This window comes from Paraburkholderia suaedae, assembly GCF_040812055.1.
Taxonomy (GTDB): domain Bacteria; phylum Pseudomonadota; class Gammaproteobacteria; order Burkholderiales; family Burkholderiaceae; genus Paraburkholderia.
The window spans coordinates 28,061-49,169 of the sequence record NZ_JBFOAH010000004.1; the positions used below are offsets into that span (position 1 = coordinate 28,061).

The 21,109-nt window shown below is 66.0% G+C and carries 13 protein-coding genes; 7 read left to right on the forward strand and 6 right to left on the reverse strand.

What is annotated here, in order from left to right; genetic code table 11:
* The first annotated feature begins 109 nt into the window (after positions 1-109).
* Together ABQJ48_RS07550 and ABQJ48_RS07555 are read left to right on the forward strand one after the other, a co-directional pair.
* Positions 110-1,873: a VRR-NUC domain-containing protein gene (locus tag ABQJ48_RS07550; protein WP_367837056.1), complete on the forward strand. Its 1,764-nt coding sequence runs from the start codon at positions 110-112 to the stop codon at positions 1,871-1,873.
* Positions 1,870-4,146 (forward strand): ATP-dependent DNA helicase, encoded by a 2,277-nt coding sequence (locus tag ABQJ48_RS07555; protein ID WP_367837058.1) that lies wholly within the window; start codon positions 1,870-1,872, stop codon positions 4,144-4,146. Before ABQJ48_RS07550 ends, ABQJ48_RS07555 begins: the two co-directional genes overlap by 4 nt.
* A 157-nt stretch (positions 4,147-4,303) precedes the next feature.
* Here ABQJ48_RS07555 and ABQJ48_RS07560 read toward each other — a convergent pair whose 3' ends face one another.
* The 4 genes from ABQJ48_RS07560 to ABQJ48_RS07575 form a co-directional block, all read right to left on the reverse strand.
* A complete protein-coding gene (locus tag ABQJ48_RS07560) occupies positions 4,304-6,988 on the reverse strand; it encodes a mechanosensitive ion channel family protein (RefSeq protein WP_367837059.1) in 2,685 nt (894 codons plus the stop codon).
* Positions 6,989-7,515: 527 nt separating this feature from the next.
* Complete coding sequence (locus tag ABQJ48_RS07565) at positions 7,516-7,863, reverse strand: NIPSNAP family protein (protein WP_367837060.1); 348 nt, start codon at positions 7,861-7,863, stop codon at positions 7,516-7,518.
* Positions 7,864-7,977: 114 nt separating this feature from the next.
* Positions 7,978-9,414 (reverse strand): sigma 54-interacting transcriptional regulator, encoded by a 1,437-nt coding sequence (locus ABQJ48_RS07570; RefSeq protein ID WP_367837062.1) that lies wholly within the window; start codon positions 9,412-9,414, stop codon positions 7,978-7,980.
* Positions 9,415-10,148: 734 nt separating this feature from the next.
* A complete protein-coding gene (locus ABQJ48_RS07575; RefSeq protein ID WP_367837063.1) occupies positions 10,149-10,538 on the reverse strand; it encodes a hypothetical protein in 390 nt (129 codons plus the stop codon).
* A 541-nt stretch (positions 10,539-11,079) separates the two neighbouring features.
* Here ABQJ48_RS07575 and ABQJ48_RS07580 point away from each other — a divergent pair.
* The 4 genes from ABQJ48_RS07580 to ABQJ48_RS07595 all read left to right on the forward strand — a co-directional run bounded on the left by ABQJ48_RS07580 (position 11,080) and on the right by ABQJ48_RS07595 (position 15,987).
* Entirely contained in the window at positions 11,080-12,291 is a 1,212-nt protein-coding gene (locus ABQJ48_RS07580) for a CpaE/TadZ family protein (protein WP_367837065.1), read from the forward strand.
* A 418-nt stretch (positions 12,292-12,709) separates the two neighbouring features.
* Complete coding sequence (locus ABQJ48_RS07585) at positions 12,710-14,215, forward strand: nicotinate phosphoribosyltransferase (protein ID WP_367837066.1); 1,506 nt, start codon at positions 12,710-12,712, stop codon at positions 14,213-14,215.
* A gap of 313 nt (positions 14,216-14,528) precedes the next feature.
* The gene (locus tag ABQJ48_RS07590; protein WP_367837067.1) at positions 14,529-15,008 is read left to right on the forward strand and encodes a nuclear transport factor 2 family protein; all 480 of its coding nucleotides are present in this window, start codon (positions 14,529-14,531) and stop codon (positions 15,006-15,008) included.
* 100 nt (positions 15,009-15,108) lie between these two features.
* Positions 15,109-15,987, forward strand: a complete 879-nt coding sequence (locus ABQJ48_RS07595; protein ID WP_367837069.1) for a 2OG-Fe(II) oxygenase — start codon at positions 15,109-15,111, stop codon at positions 15,985-15,987.
* Between the two features lie 78 nt (positions 15,988-16,065).
* Here the strand turns inward: ABQJ48_RS07595 and ABQJ48_RS07600 are convergent, their stop codons facing one another.
* A complete protein-coding gene (locus ABQJ48_RS07600) occupies positions 16,066-17,505 on the reverse strand; it encodes an MFS transporter (RefSeq protein ID WP_367837070.1) in 1,440 nt (479 codons plus the stop codon).
* A 400-nt stretch (positions 17,506-17,905) separates the two neighbouring features.
* Complete coding sequence (locus ABQJ48_RS07605) at positions 17,906-18,787, reverse strand: isocitrate lyase/PEP mutase family protein (protein WP_367837072.1); 882 nt, start codon at positions 18,785-18,787, stop codon at positions 17,906-17,908.
* A 244-nt stretch (positions 18,788-19,031) separates the two neighbouring features.
* Here ABQJ48_RS07605 and prpR point away from each other — a divergent pair, with 244 nt between their 5' ends.
* On the forward strand, positions 19,032-21,050 hold the full coding sequence (gene prpR / locus ABQJ48_RS07610) for a propionate catabolism operon regulatory protein PrpR (protein WP_367837073.1): 2,019 nt from the start codon (positions 19,032-19,034) through the stop codon (positions 21,048-21,050).
* The last annotated feature ends 59 nt before the right edge of the window (positions 21,051-21,109 follow it).

Genomic DNA, 21,109 nt, shown 5'->3' on the forward strand with positions numbered 1-21,109 from the left:
CCGCTGCAGTTGGGATGCGTGCCGCGTTTTATCGCTGAGCGCCGGCCGGCCGCCGCCGCGGCCGACTTTGCTATCATCACTGTATAAACATACAGGTGATGCACAAGCCGTGGCAACCCATGCTCGGTCAGATTCCCCTTCTGACGCTCCTTACTACCTGCTGAACTTCGAGCGCGCGCTGGCGTGGCTCGCCACGCGTTACCGCGATCTGATGGACGCGCACGAGCATGCGTTCATTCACGCTTTCGTGGGCTTGCCGCAGCCAGCCCGGGCGCTGCTCGTGCGCATGCTGATGCGCAAAGGCACCCTGTTTCGCGCGAGCCGGCTGTCTTACGACGAGATTGGCTGTCCGTTGCAGGCGGCCGCGCCGATGGCGGCGCTCGGCTGGATCGACACTCGGCCGAAGCTCTCACTAGACGCTCTGTTTGCGCTCAGCACGCGCGTGCAGTTACTGGACACATTCGCGCGCACCATCGCGTTGATTCCCGGTGCCAGGAGCCTGCGCAAAGCGGATCTGCTGGAAACGCTGCGGCCGTTTCATCCAGGCGATAACGACGCAGAGCGACCGCTTTGCGCATGGCATCCGCAGACTACGGATTGCGTCCTTCACGTCGTCATTGCGCCGCTTTGTGAACGGCTGCGCCTGATGTTCTTCGGCAATTTGCAGCAAGACTGGTCGGAGTTCGTGCTCGCCGATCTAGGCGTGTTCCAGTACGAGAAGGTGGCGTTCGCGCCGTCGTCGCGTGCGTTTCAGCAACGCGCGGACATCGACATCTACCTCGCGCTGCACGCGTGCCGCGAGGCACTGGCGTGCCTTTCCAGCGACGGCACGGCGGCGGCGTACGAGGAACTCGTCGCGACGGTCGCCGCGATCGAAACCGCGAACCCGTGGCTCCAGTCGCGACGCGCGAAATTGCTGTTTCGTATCGGCCAGGATTGCGAACGCCGGCACCATTGGAGCCCCGCGCTCGCCGTTTACGAAAGCTGCGCATGGCCCGGCGCACGTTACCGGCGCATGCGAGTGCTGGAACGCAGCGAGCGCTTCGACGAGGCGTTCGCGCTAGCTTCGGAAGCGGCCAGCGCGCCGGAAAGCGAAGAAGAGGCGCAGCGCATCGCGCGCATGGTGCCGAGGTTGCGGCGCAAGCGCGGCGAACCGGCGCCACGCCTGCCGGCCGCCCGGCCAGTCCAACGCAGCACGCTGGTGTTGCCCAAACCCGACACGCCGCAAGCGGTCGAATACGTCGCACGAGATCATCTCAGTTGCGAGGCTGCGCCGGTGCATTACGTCGAGAACGCGCTGATCAACTCGCTGTTCGGCTTGCTCTGTTGGGAGCCGGTTTTCGCGGCGTTGCCGGGCGCGTTTTTTCATCCTTTCCAGCGCGGGCCAGCAGATCTGCACGCACCGGATTTCGCCGCGCGCCGCGCGCAATCGTTCGCCGCGTGTCTGGCGCAACTGGATAGCGGCCTCTATCGCGAGACGATTTTGCGGCACCTGAATAGCAAGGCAGGGCTGCAATCGCCGTTCGTTTTCTGGGGACTGCTTACGCCGGAACTCATCGCAATGGCGCTCGACTGTGTGCCCGCCGCGCATCTGAAGCTGTGCTTCGAGCGCCTGCTGCGCGATATTCGCGGCAACCGTTCGGGCTTGCCGGACCTGATTCGCTTCTGGCCGGCCGAACGCCGCTATGAGTTGATCGAGGTGAAGGGCCCCGGCGACCGCTTGCAGGACAATCAGATTCGCTGGCTCGCATACTGCGCGCAGCATGGAATGCCGGTACGCGTGCTCGACGTGCGGTGGGCTGAACAAGCGCTCATGGAACCCGGAGCCGTGGCGCAGACCATCGCCGAGATCGACACCGGGGCGGCGGCATGACCTACGTCGTGGCCGTTCGTGCAATGTGCGAGTTCACCGCGAGACGCGGCGACCTCGATCTGCGCTTCACGCCCGCGCCGACGTCACTCGAAGGCATGGCCGGCCATATGACGGTCGCCGGGCGGCGCGCGGCCGGCTATGAAAGCGAGATCACGCTCACGGGCACACATCGCGGGCTGACCGTGCGCGGGCGCGCGGACGGCTACGATCCGGCCGCCAATCGTCTCGAAGAGGTCAAGACGCATCGCGGCGATCTGGAACGGATGCCCGCCAATCACCGCACGCTGCATTGGGCGCAGGCGTTCGTGTATGGTCATTTGCTGTGCCGCACGCGCGGGCTCGCCGAACTCACGGTTGCGCTGGTGTACTTCGAGATCGGCGCTCAGAAGGAAACCCTGCTGACGCAAACGCATAGCGCTCGCGAACTGGAGATTTTCTTTATCGAGCAGTGCGAACGATTTCTCGATTGGGCGGTGCAGGAAGAGGCGCATTACGTCGGGCGCAATGCCGCGCTCGGTGCGCTGCAGTTTCCGCATGGGCAGTTTCGCAGCGGGCAGCGCGAACTCGCGGTATCGGTGTATCGCGCGGCGCGGGACGGCCAGCCGTTGATGGCGCAAGCGCCCACGGGTATCGGCAAGACGCTCGCGACGATTTTCCCGTTGCTCAAGGCGTGCGGGGCGCAGCACATCGACCGGATCTTCTTTCTGACCGCGAAGACGCCGGGGCGGGCGCTCGCCCTCGACGCGATCGAATCGCTGCACAGCAGCGCCGCATCGTGCGGTGCGCCGTTGCCGTTGAGGACGCTGGAGCTGGTTGCGCGCGAGAAGGCCTGCGAGCATCCCGACAAAGCGTGCAACGGCGAGTCCTGTCCGCTCGCGCGCGGCTTCTATGACCGGCTCGGCGCGGCCCGCAGCGCGGCGCTCGCGGCGCCGCGCATGGATCGCGCGGCAGTGCGCGCAGCGGCGCTCGCACACGAGGTCTGTCCGTACTATCTGGCCCAGGAGCTGGCGCGCTGGGCCGACGTCGTCATCGGCGACTACAACTACTATTACGACGGCAGCGCGATGCTTTACGCGCTGACGCAAATCAATCAGTGGCGCGTCGGCGTGCTGGTCGACGAAGCGCACAATCTGCTCGACCGTGCGCGGCGCATGTACACGGCGTCGCTCGATCAGGCTGCGTTCAGGCTCGCGCGCAAGACTGCACCAGCCGGCCTGCGCAAGCCGCTCGAACGCTTGCAGCGCGAGTGGAGCGCGCTCAAACGGGCGCAGACCGACACGTATCAGGTGTACGCGAATGTCCCCGGCAAACTGCTGTCGGCCGCGCAGAATCTGATCGGCGCGGTCACGGATCAACTCGCCGAAGCGCCGCTTTCGATCGACCAGGCGTCGCTGCGCTTTTTCTTCGACGCGATGCATTTCGTCGCGCTGGCCGAGCAATTCGGCGAGCATGCCATTTTCGACGTGACGCTGGCTAGCGACCGTGATGCGCCGCGCGACAAGAGGAGCGCCACACTATGCGTGCGCAACGTCATTCCGGCGCCGTTTCTCGCGCCGCGCTATGCGGCGGCCCGCACCACCGTGATGTTCTCCGGCACGCTCAGCCCGCACCATTTCTATCGCGACACACTGGGGCTTCCGGAAGAGACGCAATGGCTCGACGTGCAAGGGCCATTTCGCGCGGAGCAATTGCAGGTGTGCGTGGCCGGCAATGTATCGACGCGCTGGCGCGACCGCGAACGCTCGCTGGCGCCGATCGTCGAGCTGATCGCGAAGCAGTATGCGGCGCAGCCGGGCAATTACCTGGGGTTCCTGAGCAGTTTCGAGTATTTGCAGCGCGTAGTGGAGTTGATGCGGCTGCGCCATCCGGATTTGCCGATCTGGGCCCAGCAACCCGGCATGGACGAAGCTGCACGCGACGCGTTTCTCGCGCGCTTTCGGACCATGAATCAGGGCGTCGGCTTCGCGGTGCTGGGCGGCGCGTTTGCCGAGGGCATCGATCTGGTCGGCCAGCAACTGATCGGCGCGTTCATCGCCACGCTCGGCTTGCCGCAGATGAACGACGTCAACGAGCAGATGCGCCGCACGCTGGACGCGAGGTTCGGCAACGGCTACGACTACATGTATCTGTATCCGGGCTTGCAGAAGGTCGTGCAGGCCGCCGGGCGCGTGATCCGCACCGAGCAGGACGAGGGCGTGGTGTACCTGATCGACGACCGCTACCGGCGGCCCGAAGTGCGGCGGTTGTTGCCGCGTTGGTGGCAGGTGCGCTGACACTCCGGCGATCCGCAACGTGATGCTTCGCGCGCTCGCCGGGGTGGGATCGTGTGATGCAGCGCGCCGCGCATCATGCGTTGCCTCGCGCATCGGTAGGCATCGTTACGCACGGACGCCGACGCGCGTGGCCGCACGGCGACGGCCGCGCGTCGCTTCACTGATGCGGGGAAGTGCTCCTCGGATTGCCGGGTGTGCCCGGACCGCCCGCGGGCTTGGGATCGACCGGAATCTGATCGTCGACCGGCGCGTCGCCCTTGCGCGTCGCGGTCCTGGCAGAAGCAACGTCAGGCGGGACGGCTAGCGTGTCCTTCGACGCTGGCCGCGACCCGTCATCCGTTTCTATCCTGGCCGCCTCGCCTGCCGGGTCCCAGCTCAGCAGATGGCGTTGCGGGTTCGCGATCTCGATACCGCGTTCGCGGAACCGGTCGAAGATGCGCCGGTTGAATTCGCGCTGCACGCCCCAGCGCGCCGTATCGCGGCACTGAATCTGGCCGGCCAGCGTGACGGCGGAGCCGTCCACCGCATCGACGCCCCAGAACGCGAAGTCCGACAGAATGCCGTCCTTGAATTTTTCGTCCTCGCGCAGCGCGGCGCCGATTTCCTGGAGCGTACTGATCGCCAGATCGACGTCCTGGCCGAACACGATATTGACGCGCACGCCCGCGTTGCCGAGCCCGCGATTGGTGTTGTTCACCGTCGAGACGGAACTGAACGGCACGGTGAACAGCGACCCGTCGCTGCCGCGCAGCCGCACGGTGCGGATCGACAGATATTCGACGGTGCCCGACACACCCGCGAGCGTGACCCAGTCGCCCACCTGCATCGCGTTTTCCATCAGCAGAAAAATGCCGGTGATGAAATCCTGCACTAGCTTCTGCGAGCCGAATCCGAGCGCGACGCCGAAGATGCTGGCGCCCGCCAGCAGCGGTCCGATGTTCACGCCCAGTTCGCTGAGGCCGGTCAGCACCACGACCAGCGCGATCACGCAGAAGAGTGCGGTGCGCAGCATCGGCAACAGCGTGCGCAGGCGCGCGGCGCGCATCAGGTCGCCGCTGGTGGTCCAGTTGTGCAACCGCCGTTCGACCGCCACGTTGACGACTTCCCACACGATCAGCGCGACCCCCGCGGCCACGCCGATGGTCGCGAGCGCCGACGCGAGCCGGTGGGCGATCGTGCCGGCGCGGAACAGGTCGACGACGTCGACGCCCCATGCCTGCAAAAGCGACAGCGCGGTGACGATACCGATCACCCAGCCGATCACGCGCCGCACCAGCGGGTAATAGCGGTACGCGTGCTGATGCACGAGTGACTTCTCCGGCTCGTCCTGCTCGCTAAAGAGCCGGGCCAGCGCGCCGAACACCACGATCGACGCAAGCCGTGCGCCGACGAGAATCGCCAGCGTCCAGCCGCCGATATGCGCCAGCGCGTGATAGCCGTTGCGCACGTCGAACGCCCAGACGAACCACAGTGCCATCACGACCGCCGCCGCGAACCATGCCCACGCATCGGCGAACGCATTGCCGAATATCGCCAACGAGTCGTGCTTCGCGAAGCGCGCGCGGACCAGGTCGCCGACCGGCCTCGCGCACCGCAGGATCAGGATCGAAATCATCACATGGGCGGCGAGCGCAACCACTTTGAGGAACGCGAGATGCGCGGCGTCGTTCAGGCCGAGCGCTCGCGCGACTTCGGCGAGCGCCACGCCCGCGCCCACCACGCTGACGATCCGCACGATCCAGCTTTGCACGAACACCGCCCACGCGTCGTCCATGCGCAACAGGCGCAGGCGCGGCGCGGTGGGCTGCAGAAAAAAGCTGCCGATGATCGCGATCACCCGGCTCAGTACATAGACGTCGATCAGCGAATCGAGCGCATTGTCCTGCGGCGTGCCGCCGTCGGCGACGACCGACATCAGCGCGCTCGCTACCCCGACGAACACCGCGAGCGGCACCAGCCGCAGCACGGTGACGAGCAGCGCGCGCGGCAGACGTTGCAACAGCGTCCAGTGATGGGTGGCGTTGCGTTTGCCTTGGGCCTCGATGTCTCTGTCTTTTGCGGCAGCGGCAGCGGCAGCCGGAGCCGGGGCAACGGCCTGAGCCTCGGCTTCGAGCACTGGCGGCACCGGCCCTGCCGGTAGCGGCGGCAATGGGGCCGATGGCGGGGCCGATGGCGCCGATGGCGGGGCGGCGCCCGGCGCAACGGACGGCGGCGCGGTATCAACAGGCGCACCGTCCGTCTCCGCTTCGTTGCGTTCGCGGCGCGCCGCGAGCGCCTGATAGGCGCGGCGCAACACGCGCCGCGCGAGCCATTCCAGCACGAGGGCCGGTACCAGCGCAGCCAGCAGCGACCACAGCACGTTCACTAGCACCGCGCGCGCATGCGGGTTGGTCAACTGCCAGTTCCACCAGGCGCGCACCGACGCGACGTCGAGCAGCGCCGCCACCGAGCCGCGCAGCGACTTGCCGAGCTGCATCACCCAATGGGCACCTTGGCGGGCCAATTGCGACGCGAGTCCATTGGACGTGAAAGCGGCGGGGACGAGCGCGGCGGCGCCGCTAGCCGCTACCGGCGCGGCCGGCGCGGCCGCCGACGCGGCGGCCGGCGCGCTCAACGCGCCCGCGGCGGCGATCGCCTGGAGGGTATCGGCGACCTGCGCGCGGCGCTTCGGGTCATTGAGGACGGCAAGTGCATCGCGAGCCTGCGCGGGCGTGAGACTGACCGCGCTGCCGGAGGTGGCGGCTGTATGGGCGGCAGTGGCTTGGGCCGCGGCGATGGCGACGGCCGGCGCCGCGCCGAAGACGAGAAGAATGAAAAACCAGAAGTGAACTATTTTTCGCATAGGGAGACGGGCGGGATACCAGGGCGGACGATTGTGCCCAAACGCATGGATGCGTTCGGCGGCGTGACCCTGAACCGACACGGGTTCATCGCGCAAGTTCCGCTGGCGCAGGCCGCTGGACGTGGCTCGGGGCTGGTCAGGGGCGAATGCGCGGTGGCGGGCGGGCGCAGTTATCGGCGGGAAAGCCTAACGATAACCGATGCTGCGAGGGCCGGGCCAAAAGCCGGGCAAAGATGGATAGCAGGAAGCTTGCCTCGTCGGCCGCGGCATCGTGGGCGTGCGCAAGGCACGCATGCTCGGGTCAGGCGAAGGGCGTCCCAGACAAGGCCGGCGCGCGAGTCACGTGAATCGCGGACGCGCTGAACGACGGCTCTTGCCGCCCGTATCGAGCGCCGTTTGGTTCGGAAAACGCCGGCAAAATGTCGAACGGCATGTAAGCGGGCGGGCCAGCCGCCCCTCGGACCAATGGGCTCGTTAGACAGCGGCTGCAGCGCGCGTGGCACGCCGCGGCAGCTGTACGAGCCCGATTAGGCCGCGCCCATCGCGCCAACCGGCGCAAGGCCGAACGTCCCCTCGACCACTTCGGTGAACGTGCGCTCTTCACGCAGAATGAAGCGCCGGGTCTGCGCGAGCCTGAAGTTATCGAGCGCCTCGGCGTCGCTTCGCAATCTCGCCCGATAGGCCTCGTAAGCCGCGAGGTTGTCGAACGCGATCAAGCCCCACGCGATGTCGTTGGTCCCTTCGTGCGGCAGAAAGTAGCCGAGCAGATGACCGCCGCAGCGCGGAATGATGCGGCCCCAGTTGCGCGCATACTGGTCGAACGCATCGCGCTGGAACGGGTCGATTTGATAACGGATAAAGCAGGTGATCGCCATACGCAAGCTCCGGTTGCGTTTCGAAACGAGACGCGTGGACTCAGTATGGCGTCCGTCCGGTTGCGACGTTTCACCGCGTGATGAACTGTGCGACGCTCGCGTGCCCGCGCCGGTTCACGCGAGCGATGGCGCTTGCCGCTGCCCGTCTTCGCCCGCATCGGTGCCGCCGTTCGGGTTGGCAGCGCGCACGTCCAGCGGCTCCTGATGCAACCGGTTCGCGTGCATCAAGCGATATAGCGTCGCGCGCGAAATGCCGAGCTCGGCGGCCGCTTCGGACAGCTTGTAGCCGTGCCGCTGCAGCGCGTGTTCGATGGCGTCCTTCTCCGCCTTGCTGCGGATTTCCGCGAGGGTGATCGCCGGACCGCTGTCCGCTTCGGGCAGGCCGAGGTCGCCGGCGCTGATGAAGCGGCCTTCGCTCATCACGACCGCGCGCCGCACGCAGTTGATCAGCTCGCGCACGTTGCCAGGCCAATCGTAGTTCGACATCGCGACGATCGCGTCGCGCGACAACCCGCGCAGCTTGCGCGCGCCGTCCTGCCGGTACATGCTGAGCGCATAGTTGGCGAGCAGCTTGATGTCGCCGCCGCGCTCGCGCAACGGGGGTTCGACGAGGCGCAGCACGCATAGGCGGTGATACAGGTCGGAGCGGAAGCGGCCGTCTTCGACCGCCTTGTCCAGATCGACGTGCGTGGCTGAGATCACGCGCACATCGACATGGATCGGGCCGCTGCCGCCCAGCCGCTCAATCGTGCCCTCCTGCAGAAAGCGCAGCAGGACGGCCTGGCATTCGTGCGGCATGTCGCCGATTTCGTCGAGGAACAGGGTGCCCTCGTGCGCGCTTTCGATCCGCCCGATCTTGCGTTGCAGTGCGCCGGTGAAAGCGCCGCGTTCATGGCCGAACAACTCGGCTTGCAACAGGCTCGACGGAATTGCCGCGCAATTGATTGCCACGAATGCGCGGCCCGCGCGCGGCGAGCGCTCGTGGATCGCTTTCGCGGTCAGTTCTTTGCCCGTGCCCGACTCGCCGGCGACGAACACCGGCGCATGGGTCACCCCGCATTTGTCGATGCGGCGGTAGAGCTGCTGCATCGCCTCGCACTGGCCCACCATGCCGTGCCGGCCGAGCGACGGTTCTGGCGCGATGCGCGCCTGACGCAAGCTCGACAATCCGTGCGCATGGCCGAGCGCGAACATGAGCCGGTCGTTCAGCCAGGGTCGGGTGACGAAATCGAAGCAGTAATCGAGGATGAAGCGGCCGATCAGTTCGTTTTCTGTCTGCCCTGGCACGATCTGCGCGACCCAATTGGTCTCGGCGCGCCGCATGCACGACGCGAGCGCGGACAGATGCTGCGACGTGCAGTCGTCGGGCAGTTGCACGAGACCGACCTTGATGTTGCCGCGCTCGATCACGCGTTCGGCGGCGGCCGTGCTTTTTGCGTGCACCGCTTGCCAGCCGGACGCCGCGAGAAAATCGACCAGTTTCGGATCGGGCGAGTTCGCGACGTATAACACGGTGCGTTCAGTGTCGACGGTCGTGCAAGGCGTAGTCATGTGATCCCCGGTTCAAGGCTGCTCTCAGGACTGCTATTCGGCATCAACACCACGCCGGCGGGCAACGCCGGCCCTCAGGAGAGCGGCGCCACGGTGTGGTGCATGACCGGACGCTGCCTGCCGATGTTCGGAACCGGCTGCGGCAGCCAGGCGACAACGCTTCAGTAATGCAATGGCGGGGGCATGGAGCGGGCGGCGCAAGCCGCGAGATGCTACACATTGGACCGGTAGCGGCGACAGCGTTCATTACTGAAACCGCCAGACGACTTTCCCCGAAATCAAGAAGCCGTTTCTTGCCTCGTTGACCCGAGACCGGCGCTCTAATTGGCGCAATGGCTTAAAGATAAGCGAAAGCGCCGCAGAGCGCCACACAAACAATAGCGATCCAGAAAGCATTTTGCCGAAATCGCGTGCGTATGCCCGATTAATAAGCGACGGGTCAATCCCTGTTATGAGAGGTGTCGCACTTAAGCACGCAATTGGCGTCGAGCTAGCTGTGCGCGAAAATCGCGCATTGCGGTGAGGCGTGTGTCATATTTGCTACATATTTGACAGGGCCTCGCGAGCCGGCTCACGGCCGACTGGCGGGCAGGCACTTTCGAGCGCGCCACCGCGTGACCTGCGGCAAGGCGCGGCGCGCCCCTGCTGACGCGGCTTGCGATGCCGGCGACGAGGTTTCGGTCGCGCGACGAGGCCATCGGGTTCGCGTGTCACGAACGAATCAATCTTCGACGTCAAACCCGCCGAGCCAGGGTCCGGCGCCGGAGAGGGCTCGGCTGCTCATGGGTTTTGCGCAACATGGCATAGCCGTTGCAATAAGCTCTGCGCACCAAAAGAATGCGTTGCCGCCCGGGTCGAAGCACGGGGCATACGGTGAAAAAAAACAGACCGGCGGCAAAGCAACGCTTCGCGAACATGGCCGGGGAAGCCAAAGTGAGTTTGCGAGGTGGCGGCGGGGGCCAATAAAACGGACGTCGAATTAAAAAGCGGGTGAATGATTGATAGCCATATCGGTCATTCATAACCGGACGACGTAACAAAAATTGATCAAGCCGCTTTTCCGTTTTTTTGACGGGCGCGAAGGGGAGCGCAACATCGACAGGTTGCGCGCTCGTGCTGTTCATGCTGTTCGCGAGCGACGGACCGCACAAAAAAGGGAAGGGGCAGCGCACGGACAGGACCGGCCGGGCGCCAGGAAGCGAGGAGAGGCCACGAGTCTCCGCAGAGAGACGCGTTACGAGGTGAACCGGGTGCCGTGTCCGCAAGGTTGCGCGGGCACGGCCACCTGGCCCAGGCCCCGGCCGATCAGGCGGGGACTGTCATGAACAAGCTGGTTGGCGAGCCGATCGACGCCGTGCGGCGGGACCATCGAGCCGCCGCAGGTGCAACGCGGTTGTGCGGTTGTGCCGCCGCCGGCTGCGCGCTTCGCCGCAACCGGCGTCCGCCCTGCCGACGCTTGTCATTGCCGGCAAGCTCAAGCACCGCGCGCAAGCGAGTCGGGGCGCGACGCGGTCTGCGAGATATCGATGCCGCGCGAACGCAGTCCAGAACACCAACGACGACCGAGTCCGAGGGAGCGACCCGTTCCATTTCGAAGAATAATTGCGAGCGCCGAGCGCGGTCGACCTCGCCGCCTTGACCCGACGGAAAGAGCGGCAACCCGACATGATCGACATCTTCCTGATTACGGCCAGCACCGAACACGCTCAGCACATCGTCGCGCGGCTGCAAGAGAGCGGCGTGTGCTACCGGCTGCGCACGGTGTGCGGCACGCTACGCCAACTGCGCGCCCATTCGCGCGCGATGCGCAGCGCCGATCTGCTGATAGTCGACGACTCGGATCTGAACGCGCGGGAACTCGACGGCCTCGAAGAAGCGCTCGCCCGCAGGCCGGCGCTGCATTGCATGCTGATCACGCCGGCGCCGTCCAACGCGTTGCAAGGCGCGGCGCTGCGCGCCGGCGTGCACTGCCTGCTGTCATGGCCACCCGACCCGCAGACCGTTACAGCCACGCTCACGCGGATCGACGCGAAGAAAAACGCAGCCCGCCGGCGGCCGGGACGCATCGTCTCGCTCGTGTCGAGCAAGGGCGGCAGTGGCGCGACCATGCTTGCCGTCAATCTCGCCTGGTCATTGGCTGCACAGCGCGGAGAGCGCTACCGGCGCGTATTGCTGATCGATCTGAACCAGCAATTCGCTGACGCGAGTTTGCTGATGGCCGATCGGCCGCCGCCGACGACCGTCGTCGATCTGTGCTCGCAGAGCGAGCGGCTCGACGCCGCGTTGCTCGATTCCTGCGTGATGCGCGTGCACGCGAACCTGCACGTGCTGGCGGGCGCGGGCGATCCACTCAAAGCCGCCGAACTGCTGCCGGCGCAACTGGCGCACATTCTTGCGCTGGCGCGCGAGCGCTATGAGGCGGTGCTGATCGACGTCGGCGCGAGCCTGAACGGACTGACGATCCAGGCGCTCGATCGCAGCGACGCGATCTGCATGGTCGTGCGGCAAAACCCGCTTTATCTGCACGGCGGGCGCCGCATGCTCGACATTTTCAGCGGATTGGGCTATCCGGCCAGCAAGGTGCGCGTGGTGGTCAATCAGTACGACAAGAACGCGCAGATCAATCTGCCGATGCTCGAAAAAACGCTGGGTGCGAAAGTCGCGCATCAGTTGCCGCGCGACGACAAGCAGGTCGACGACGCGCTCAACCGCGGCGTGCCGCTCGTGGCGCTCGCCCGCGACAGCGCGCTTGCGCAAGGGGTCGGTCTGCTCGCCGGTATGCTGTGGCCGGTGCCGCAGAACCGCCGTCGAAGCATGATCGGCCGCTTATTGATGGCGGGGCCGAATCTGCCGCCGCCATTGAAGCCAGGGGGTTGAATCTGTCACCCTCCCGCGCCCAGGCGCCGGACGTTCGTGAGCCTTTCAGTGCGCACGGGCGCGGGTCGAAGGTCTCACGGGCCGCTCCTTGGGCATGATGCCGGTAAGCGGCGCAACGTCGTCGGGCGCCCGGCATATCGGTTTGTGCGTCATCCGGTGCACGTTGGCTGCTTGCTTTTGAAAATCGGCTTTGCGCTGCTGCAGCGTGTCGGCGTGCGCAACATCGCTGCAATGGTTGCCACTTCGCGTTACAGGAAACGGGCATCGTGCGCACGAAGCTGCTGTTCGACGAATGGCGCGATGGCGACTACCGAGGCATGCGGTCCGGCGACGCCGGCCGGATCGTGAAGGTGTATGGTTAAGGGATGCAGTCTCCGCGCGTGTCCTTGGAGAAAATCGTCTGAGCGCACCATCGTCCATGCCGAACATGACTCGCGGTCCTAACGACATCGCGTCGATCCTGTCCAATCCGATCCTCAACACGGATTCGTACAAGGCGTCGCACTACCTGCAATATCCGCCCGAAGCGTCGGCGATGTTCTCATACATCGAGTCGCGCGGCGGGCGCTATGACTGCACGCTGTTTTTCGGGCTGCAAATGCTGATCAAGGAGTACCTGTGCCGCCCTGTCACGGCCGACATGATCGACGAAGCGCGAGCCTTTTTCCTCGCGCATGGCGAGCCGTTTAACGAGGCGGCCTGGCGCTATATAGTCGAGCAGTGCGGCGGCTATCTGCCGGTGCGCATTCGCGCGGTGCCGGAAGGCTCGGTCGTGCCGACACACAACGTGCTGGTCACTGTCGAATGCGATGATCCGCACGTATTCTGGCTGGCTTCGTATCTGGAAACCATGCTGCTGCGCGTGTGGTATCCGATTACGGTGGCGACGCAAAGCTGGCATCTGCGTAAAACGATCCGCGCGTATCTGCAAAAAAGCAGCGACGACCTCACGCAGTTGCCGTTCAAGCTGCATGACTTCGGCTCGCGCGGAGTGTCGAGTGCGGAGTCGGCGGCGATCGGCGGCGCCGCGCATCTGGTGAGTTTCATGGGCTCGGACACGGTGCTCGGCGTGGTGGCGGCGAACCATTACTACAACGACACCATGGCGGCTTTTTCGGTGCCGGCGGCCGAGCACAGCACGATCACGTCGTGGGGCCGAGAGCGCGAAGCCGACGCGTTCCGCAATATGATCGCGCGCTTCGGCAAGCCGGGAGCGATCGTCTCGGTCGTGTCCGACTCCTACGATCTTTTCACCGCGCTGCGCGTGTGGGGCACGGAGTTAAAGCAGGCCGTGCTGGATTCCGGCGGCATGCTGGTGATCCGGCCCGACTCCGGCGACCCGCGCACGATCGTGTTGCAGACGCTGCGCGCGCTCGACGCGTCGTTCGGCTCTGTCGTGAACGGCAAAGGACGGCGCGTGCTCAAGAACGTGCGCGTGATTCAGGGCGACGGCGTGAACCACGATTCGATCGAAGCGATCCTCGCCGCCATGGACGAGGCCGGTTTCGCCGCGGACAACATCGTGTTCGGCATGGGTGGCGCGCTGTTGCAGCAGATCAATCGCGATACCCAGCGCTTCGCGATGAAGTGCTCGGCCATCCGCCTGGGCGACGCGTGGCACGATGTGCACAAGGACCCTGTCACGGACACCGGCAAGCGCTCGATGAAAGGGCGGTTGACGCTGCTGAGAAATCGCCTGACGGGCGAATATCGGACGGTTGCCTTGCCGCTCGCGGGCGAGAAGCAAGTGCAGCAGGGCGACGAGGAAGAGCAGCACAAGCGGGGCCAGGAAAGCAGGCAGAACGAGCAGGGCGAGCCGAGCGAATGGGAAGACGCGCTCGTCACGGTGTTCGATTCCGGCCGGTTACTGGTCGACGTATCGCTCGCCGAAATCAGGAGCCGGGCGCACGCGGGCGAAGTCTAGCGCTGCCCGCACGCGGGCCACATCGTCATGCGCGCCGCGCCGATAGGATGCGCAGCCGCGGTCAGCGAGAGCATGCTCCGCCCGTATTCGTGATGTCGAGGAACAACCCGAGGGCGTTGCGCGCCGTTCGCGCGTAATTGCTCCGCGGCAGAACGCAAGCGAGGCGAGCCGATGCCGCGGGGCGGAGCGGATCGCCACTTCACGTTGCCCGCGCGCGCCCTTTTCCGCTATCGTCCTGCATTCCCGCAATCGAGCAGATGCGGACAGATTTTCAGGTGGCTTCCCATCCAGCTCCGCTCCCGCACCACAAAAAATGAGCCATCCCAACTCCGAACTGATCGAACGCTTTTACACCGCGTTCCAGCGACGCGACGCCGACACGATGGTCGCTTGCTATGCCGATGACATCGTCTTCAGCGACCCGGTGTTCGGCGAACTGCACGGCGAAGAAGCGCGCGACATGTGGCGCATGCTGGTGGAGCGCGCCCAGGATTTCTCGCTGACGTTCGACGGCGTCACCGCCGACGAGCATGCCGGCCGAGCCCGTTGGGTCGCCCGCTATCGGTTCAGCCAGACGGGCCGCGCGGTGATCAACCAGATCGACGCGCGTTTCGCGTTTCGCGATGGGCGCATGATCGAGCACCGCGACCACTTCGGCCTGTGGCTGTGGCTGCGACAGGCGCTGGGCGTGCGGGGCATGTTGCTCGGCTGGTCGCCACTCGTGCGTCGAATGATTCGCGCGCAGGCGCGCAAGGGACTCGCGACCTATCGGGCTCGCGAGCGGAATCGCTGAACGCGGTGTCGCCGCTCTATCGAGATATCGCGGGCAGGATGCTTGCTATGATTCGGCCAGTTGACCCTGTATGTGCTAACGGCGATTGATAGGGAGTGCTATGCCAATAGTGGATGCCGCCTGGGAAGAGTGGCTGGGCAGCAATGTCGCGCGTGGTTGCAGTCCGGATTCGCTGATCGAGGCGATGGTGCGGGCGGGCTTTGCCACCGACGCGGCGCGCGTCGCGGTGCATCGAACCTTCGCACTGCGCGCGACGGACGCCGGACTTGCCGCTCCGCTCGCCGCCGAGCCCGCACGTGCGCAGGCCGCGCCGCACAACTATCAGTACGACGAATCGCCGGTCAGGCGCGGCAATGTGATTCGCGCGTACGACCGCGATGTGCGCGTGCTGATGCGCTGCGAGCGCCCACAGGTCATCGTGTTTTCAGACGTGCTGTCAGCCGACGAGTGCGACGAGATCATCCAACGCTCGCGTCATCGGTTAAAGCGTTCCACGACGGTCAATCCCGACACCGGTAAAGAAGACGTAATTCGCAACCGCACCAGCGAAGGCATCTGGTACGAGCGCGGCGAAGATCCGTTCATCCAGAGGCTCGACCGGCGCATCGCGAGTCTGATGAACTGGCCGGTGGAAAACGGCGAAGGGCTGCAGATCCTGCACTACGGCATAACCGGCGAATACCGCGCGCATTTCGACTACTTCCCGCCCGATCAGCCGGGCAGCGCGGTGCATACGGCAAGGGGCGGGCAACGGGTGGCGACGCTGGTGATCTATCTGAACGACGTGGCCGACGGCGGCGCAACCACGTTCCCGCAAGCGGGCATCTCGGTTGCGGCGAACCGGGGCGGCGCGGTGTATTTCCGCTATATGAACGGCCAGCGGCAGCTCGATCCGCTGACCTTGCACGCGGGCGCGCCGGTGCTGGCCGGCGACAAGTGGATCATGACCAAGTGGATGCGCGAACGCGCTTACGGCTGATCGGCCGTGATCTGCCCGCCTGACCGGCTTGCATTGCGTGTGTGCGCTCGCGTTCGGGTCGCCGGCGCCCGGCTCCCCTCACCCCTTTGCCGGATCCTCGCTCGCACGCGAGCCCCCGCCGATGCTTCGCCCGGCGTCGGGCGCGAGGCCCATATAGCCGGCCACGGACACCAGCGTCAGCACCCCGGCAAATAGAAACGCGAGGCGGAAATCGTCGAGCGTGAAGACGTGACCCGTAGTCTCGCCGTTGAAGAACGCCGCCGCGCGCAGCGAGACCGCGCCGAACGCGATGCCCAGACCGATCGTCATCTGCGCCGCCGCGCTCCATAGCGTGCTGGCCGCGCTCATCTGCGGCTGCGCGACATCGGCGTAGGCGAGCGTCGCGAGCGTCGAGAATTGCATGGAGCGCGCGAGGCCGTACACGAACACGACGAACAGGACGAGCAGGAGCGGTACGTTCGGCGTGAGCAGCCCGCATGCCGTGATGAACACGCCGGCTACCGCCACGTCGACGATCGACACCATGCGGAAACCGTAGCGCTGCAAAATGCGCGTGGTCAGCGCCTTCATGCCAAGGTTGCCGAGCGCGCTCGCGAGCAACAGCAGTCCCGATCTGAACGCGGACAAGCCGAAGCCGACCTGGAAGAGCAGCGGCATCAGATACGGCACCGCACCGATGCCGATGCGGGTGAACGAGCCGGTCACCACCGTCACCGAGAAAGTGGGAATTTTCAGGGTCGACACGTCGATCAACGGATGCGGATGGCGCCTCGCATGCTGGAACGCCACTACGCCCGCGACCAGACCGCCGAACACCACCGCGCCCGCGATCCATGGGTTGGTGCCGGCCTGACTGGCGAGTTCCGCGCCGTACAGGATCGCCGTGAGCGTCAGGCCGCTCAGCAGCAGACCGACGACGTCCAGCGGCTTACGTTCGGCGCCGCGCAGGTTAGGCACCACCGCGAGCGCGACGGCCATCGCGGCCAGCCCGAAGGGCACGTTCAGCAGAAAGATCCAGCGCCACGACGCGTAGGTGGTGATGAAGCCGCCCACCGGCGGCCCGACCACCGGCGCCGCGATGGCCGGCCAGGTGATCGTCGAAATGGCCTGCATCATGCGGCTCTTCTCGGTGCTGCGGACCACGATCAGGCGGCCGACCGGCACCATCATGGCGCCGCCCATGCCTTGCAGCACGCGCGCCGCAGTGAATTCGACGACGTTCTGCGACAGGCCACACAGCACCGAGGCCGCCGTGAACACGGCGATTGCACTGAAGAATACGGTGCGCGCGCCACAGCGGTCCGCGACCCAGCCGCTGGCGGGGATGAAGATCGCCAGTGCCAGCATGTACGCGGTCATGCCCAGACTGAGGCTATTCGGGCCGACGCCGAAGGAGTGCGCCATCTGCGGCAACGCGGTCGCGATGACCGTGGTGTCGAGGTACTCCATGAAGAAGGTGGCCGCGACGAGATACGGCAGCCAGCCGACGTGCGCGTTGCGTGCGCTGCCGCCGGTCATTGCCGGCTCTCCGCTGTGAGGCGGGCGGGGAGGTCGAGGTGGAGAGTGTGTGGGCGCGGGGCGCGCGATGGGCTGAACTTCATTGTTTTATTGCGACTAACTTGTGGTCTGTGTTTGCGGGATGGGGATGGGCCTCATGGCCTCCCGTTCCAGCTTTCGGCTCAGAAAGGAGGCCGCCAGGGCCACTGCCGGCGATGCACGCGTGAAGCCATGACTGATCGCACGCACCTCGGCCCGCCCAGATCCTAACGCAATAACCGGCGCCATACCGTTGCCGCACGCACGACGCAAGCTTCAATTCGCAGTCAGCACGCTGCGTGCCGCTGCGCCAGCCGCTGCGCGCAGCCATGCAGCCTGGTGCGCCGCCACTAGCGCCGGCAACAGGATCGTCGCGCGTCGGTTAGCCCTTCGCGGCGTACTCGCGATCGAGCCGGTCATACAGCGGTTTGTTGACGAGCCGTTGCCGTTCGCTGAACGGCGCGACCAGCGTCGCGTCCTCGTCGAGCCGGCCATTGCTTTTCAGGCTGCCGAGCGCGCGCTGCATGCCGAGCACGGCGCCCTGCAGCGCCGCGTTCGCATACAGCACGATGCCGTAGCCCAACGTGGCGAGCGCCTCGCGCGACTGCACCGGCGTCTTCCCGCCAATCACGATGTTGATCAGTTGCGGCCTGTCGAACAATCCGGGCAACCGTTCAATGTCGGCAAGCGATTCGGTCGCCTCGATGAACAGGATATCGGCGCCCGCTTCGATGAAACGATGGCCGCGCTCGATGGCATCCTCGATGCCGTGGACCGCTGCGGAATCCGTGCGCGCCATGATCTGCAGATTGCCGTCTTCGCGAGCGTCGACGGCCGCACGGATTTTGCCGACCATCTCGCTCGTCGCAACCACTTCCTTGCCGGAAAAGTGGCCGCACTTCTTCGGCATCACCTGATCCTCGAACTGGATCACGTCGGCGCCGCTGCGCTCGAGTACGCGCACCGTCTGGCGCACGTTCAGCGCGTTGCCGAAGCCGGTGTCGGCATCGACGATCAGCGGCAACCCGACTGCGTCGCGAATGCGCGCAGTGTGTTCGGCGACCTCGGCGAGTCCGATGAAGCCCAGATCCGGCAGCCCGAGCGACATATTGGTGACGCCCGCGCCGGTGATGTACAGCGCTTCGAAGCCCGCGTCCTCGACCACGCGGGCGCTCATCGCGTTGAAGGCGCCGGGCACGAGCAGGCCCTGGCGTTCGTTGACTTTGGCGCGGAACGCGGCGCGACGGTTAGCGGCAGTAGTCATGACGGTGTGTCTCCAGAAAGAAAAGTCGTGGGTGCAATGGGCGCTCTTCTGCAGGAACTGTGCCGTATCGCTTGGTTGGGCACATTGTCGCTATGCAATCAAGGAGTTGAGCCGAGCGACTGGCTGTGGCAGTTCATGGCAGAATAGCGTTTTCGTTCCACGAAACGTTTCACGAAACGTTTCAACGCTCGGCTCCCGACAACGAACCGGGAGCCCCCGGAGCGGCACAAAAGGAGTGGCCACGATGTCCACCTTCGCACCGTCCTTTGTCAATGCCGATCCCGGCCGGCCGGGCGTCGCACTGGTCAGTATCAGCCGGCTGCAGTCGCTTTGCGAGACAGTTGCGCCGCGCTACGCCGAGCGCGCGAAATTTTTCCCGGTGCGGGAAGGCTATGGCGCGGCCGTGGCTACCCTGCAATCCTACGTCGATGCCGGCGCCGTCGACGTGGTGCTGGCGGCCGGCTCGAACGGCGCGTACCTGCGCGAGCATCTGAACGTGCCGGTCGTGATGGTCAAGGTCAACGGTTTCGACGTGCTCAACGCGATCAGCCTTGCCGCCACGACATGGCCGGGGGCGCGGATCGGGCTCGCGCTCCACGAGACGGTCTCGCACGAACTCGCCGACCTCGGCCTGTGGCTGAAGCTCGGCCTGCAACAGTGCGCGTACCGCTCGGCCGACGAAGTGCGGCTCGCCGTCGACAAGCTCGCCGCCGAAGGCTGCGGCGTGATCATCGGCCCCGGCATGGCCTGCGATCTCGCGCAGCAAGCGGGCATGGAAAGCGTCTTTCTTTATTCGCTCGGCGCGGTGGAAGAAGCGTTCGAGCGGTCGGTCGAACTCGCGCGCGTGAGCCGCCAGAAGGAGTCCAAGCGCGTGCGCCTGAACACCATCGTCGCGCATCTGCGCGATGGCATTGCCGCCTTCGACGGCGCCGGCCAGCTCGAGGCGGTCAATCCGGCGATGCTCGAGCTGCTCGGCGTGGCGGGGCCGCAGGAGGCGCATCCGGGGAACACCCGGCGCGACACGCCGGCGCGGGGCCGCGAACGCGGCTTGCCCGGCCAGGTGGCGCGCCTCGTCGGTCCACTGCTGCGCGAAACCCTCGTCAACGATCAGCCCATCGAAGAGCGCATCGAGCAGATCGGCGGCCGGGCGCTGATCGTGAACTGCGTGCCGATTCTCGAGCACGGCGTGCGCACCGGCTCCGTGGTGACAGTGCAGGACGCGCAGGTCGCGCAGCGGATCGACCGCTCGCTGCGCACCAGCCAGCGGCCGAAGCAGCTGGTCGCCCGGCATCAGCTCGACGATCTGATCGGCGCCTCGCCGGCACTGGAACGGGTGCGCCGTCTCGCGCGCGCCGGCGCGGCGCACGACGCGACCGTGCTGCTCACCGGCGAAAGCGGCACCGGCAAGGAACTGGTCGCGCAGGGCATCCACAACGCCAGCCGGCGGCGCGGCAATCCCTTCGTCGCGTTCAATTGCGCGGCGCTGCCCGAAGGCTTGATCGAAAGCGAGCTGTTCGGCCACGAAGAGGGCGCGTTCACCGGCGCGCGCCGCGGCGGCAAGCCCGGCCTGTTCGAAATCGCGCACACCGGCACGATCTTCCTCGACGAAATCGGCGAAATGCCGGCCGCGCTGCAAAGCCGCCTGCTGCGCGTGCTGCAGGAGCGCGAGGTGATGAAGCTCGGCTCCGGACGCACGACGCCGGTGGATGTGCGGGTCATCGCCGCCACTCACCGCGACCTGCATGCGCTCGTCGCGCAGGGCGCGTTTCGCGCGGACCTGTATTTTCGTCTCAATCTGCTCCAGATAGAATTGCCGCCGCTGCGGGAGCGGCGCGGCGATATCTCCCAACTGGCGCGGCACTTGTTGAGTCGCGGCGCGCTCCAATACGGTTTGGCGGAGGCGGCGCAACAGCGGGTACTGGCGTTTCTCGCGCCGCTCTTCGAGCACTACGCGTGGCCGGGCAACGTCCGCGAGCTGGAAAACCTGCTGGCGCGCGCCGCGATTTATTCCGGCGATGCAGCCGCGGACGCGTCGCAGGACTGGCACGCGGTGTTTCCGGAGTTCGGGCGGATAACGCGGGGACCGGCGCTCAGCGCGAAGCCCGACGCCACGAACGGCGCATCCGGTGCCACGCCCGCCCGCGTCACGCCTACGCGCGAGGACGTGCTGCACGCCCTCGAACGCTCTGGTGGCAATCGCGCGGCGGCGAGCCGGGCGCTGGGGATCGGCCGTACCACGCTGTGGCGGCTCCTGAAGGACTGATCCGGTGCGATAGTCGGCGGCGGCGGGGCAAATAGTGCAAATCTATCACTATGATTAAA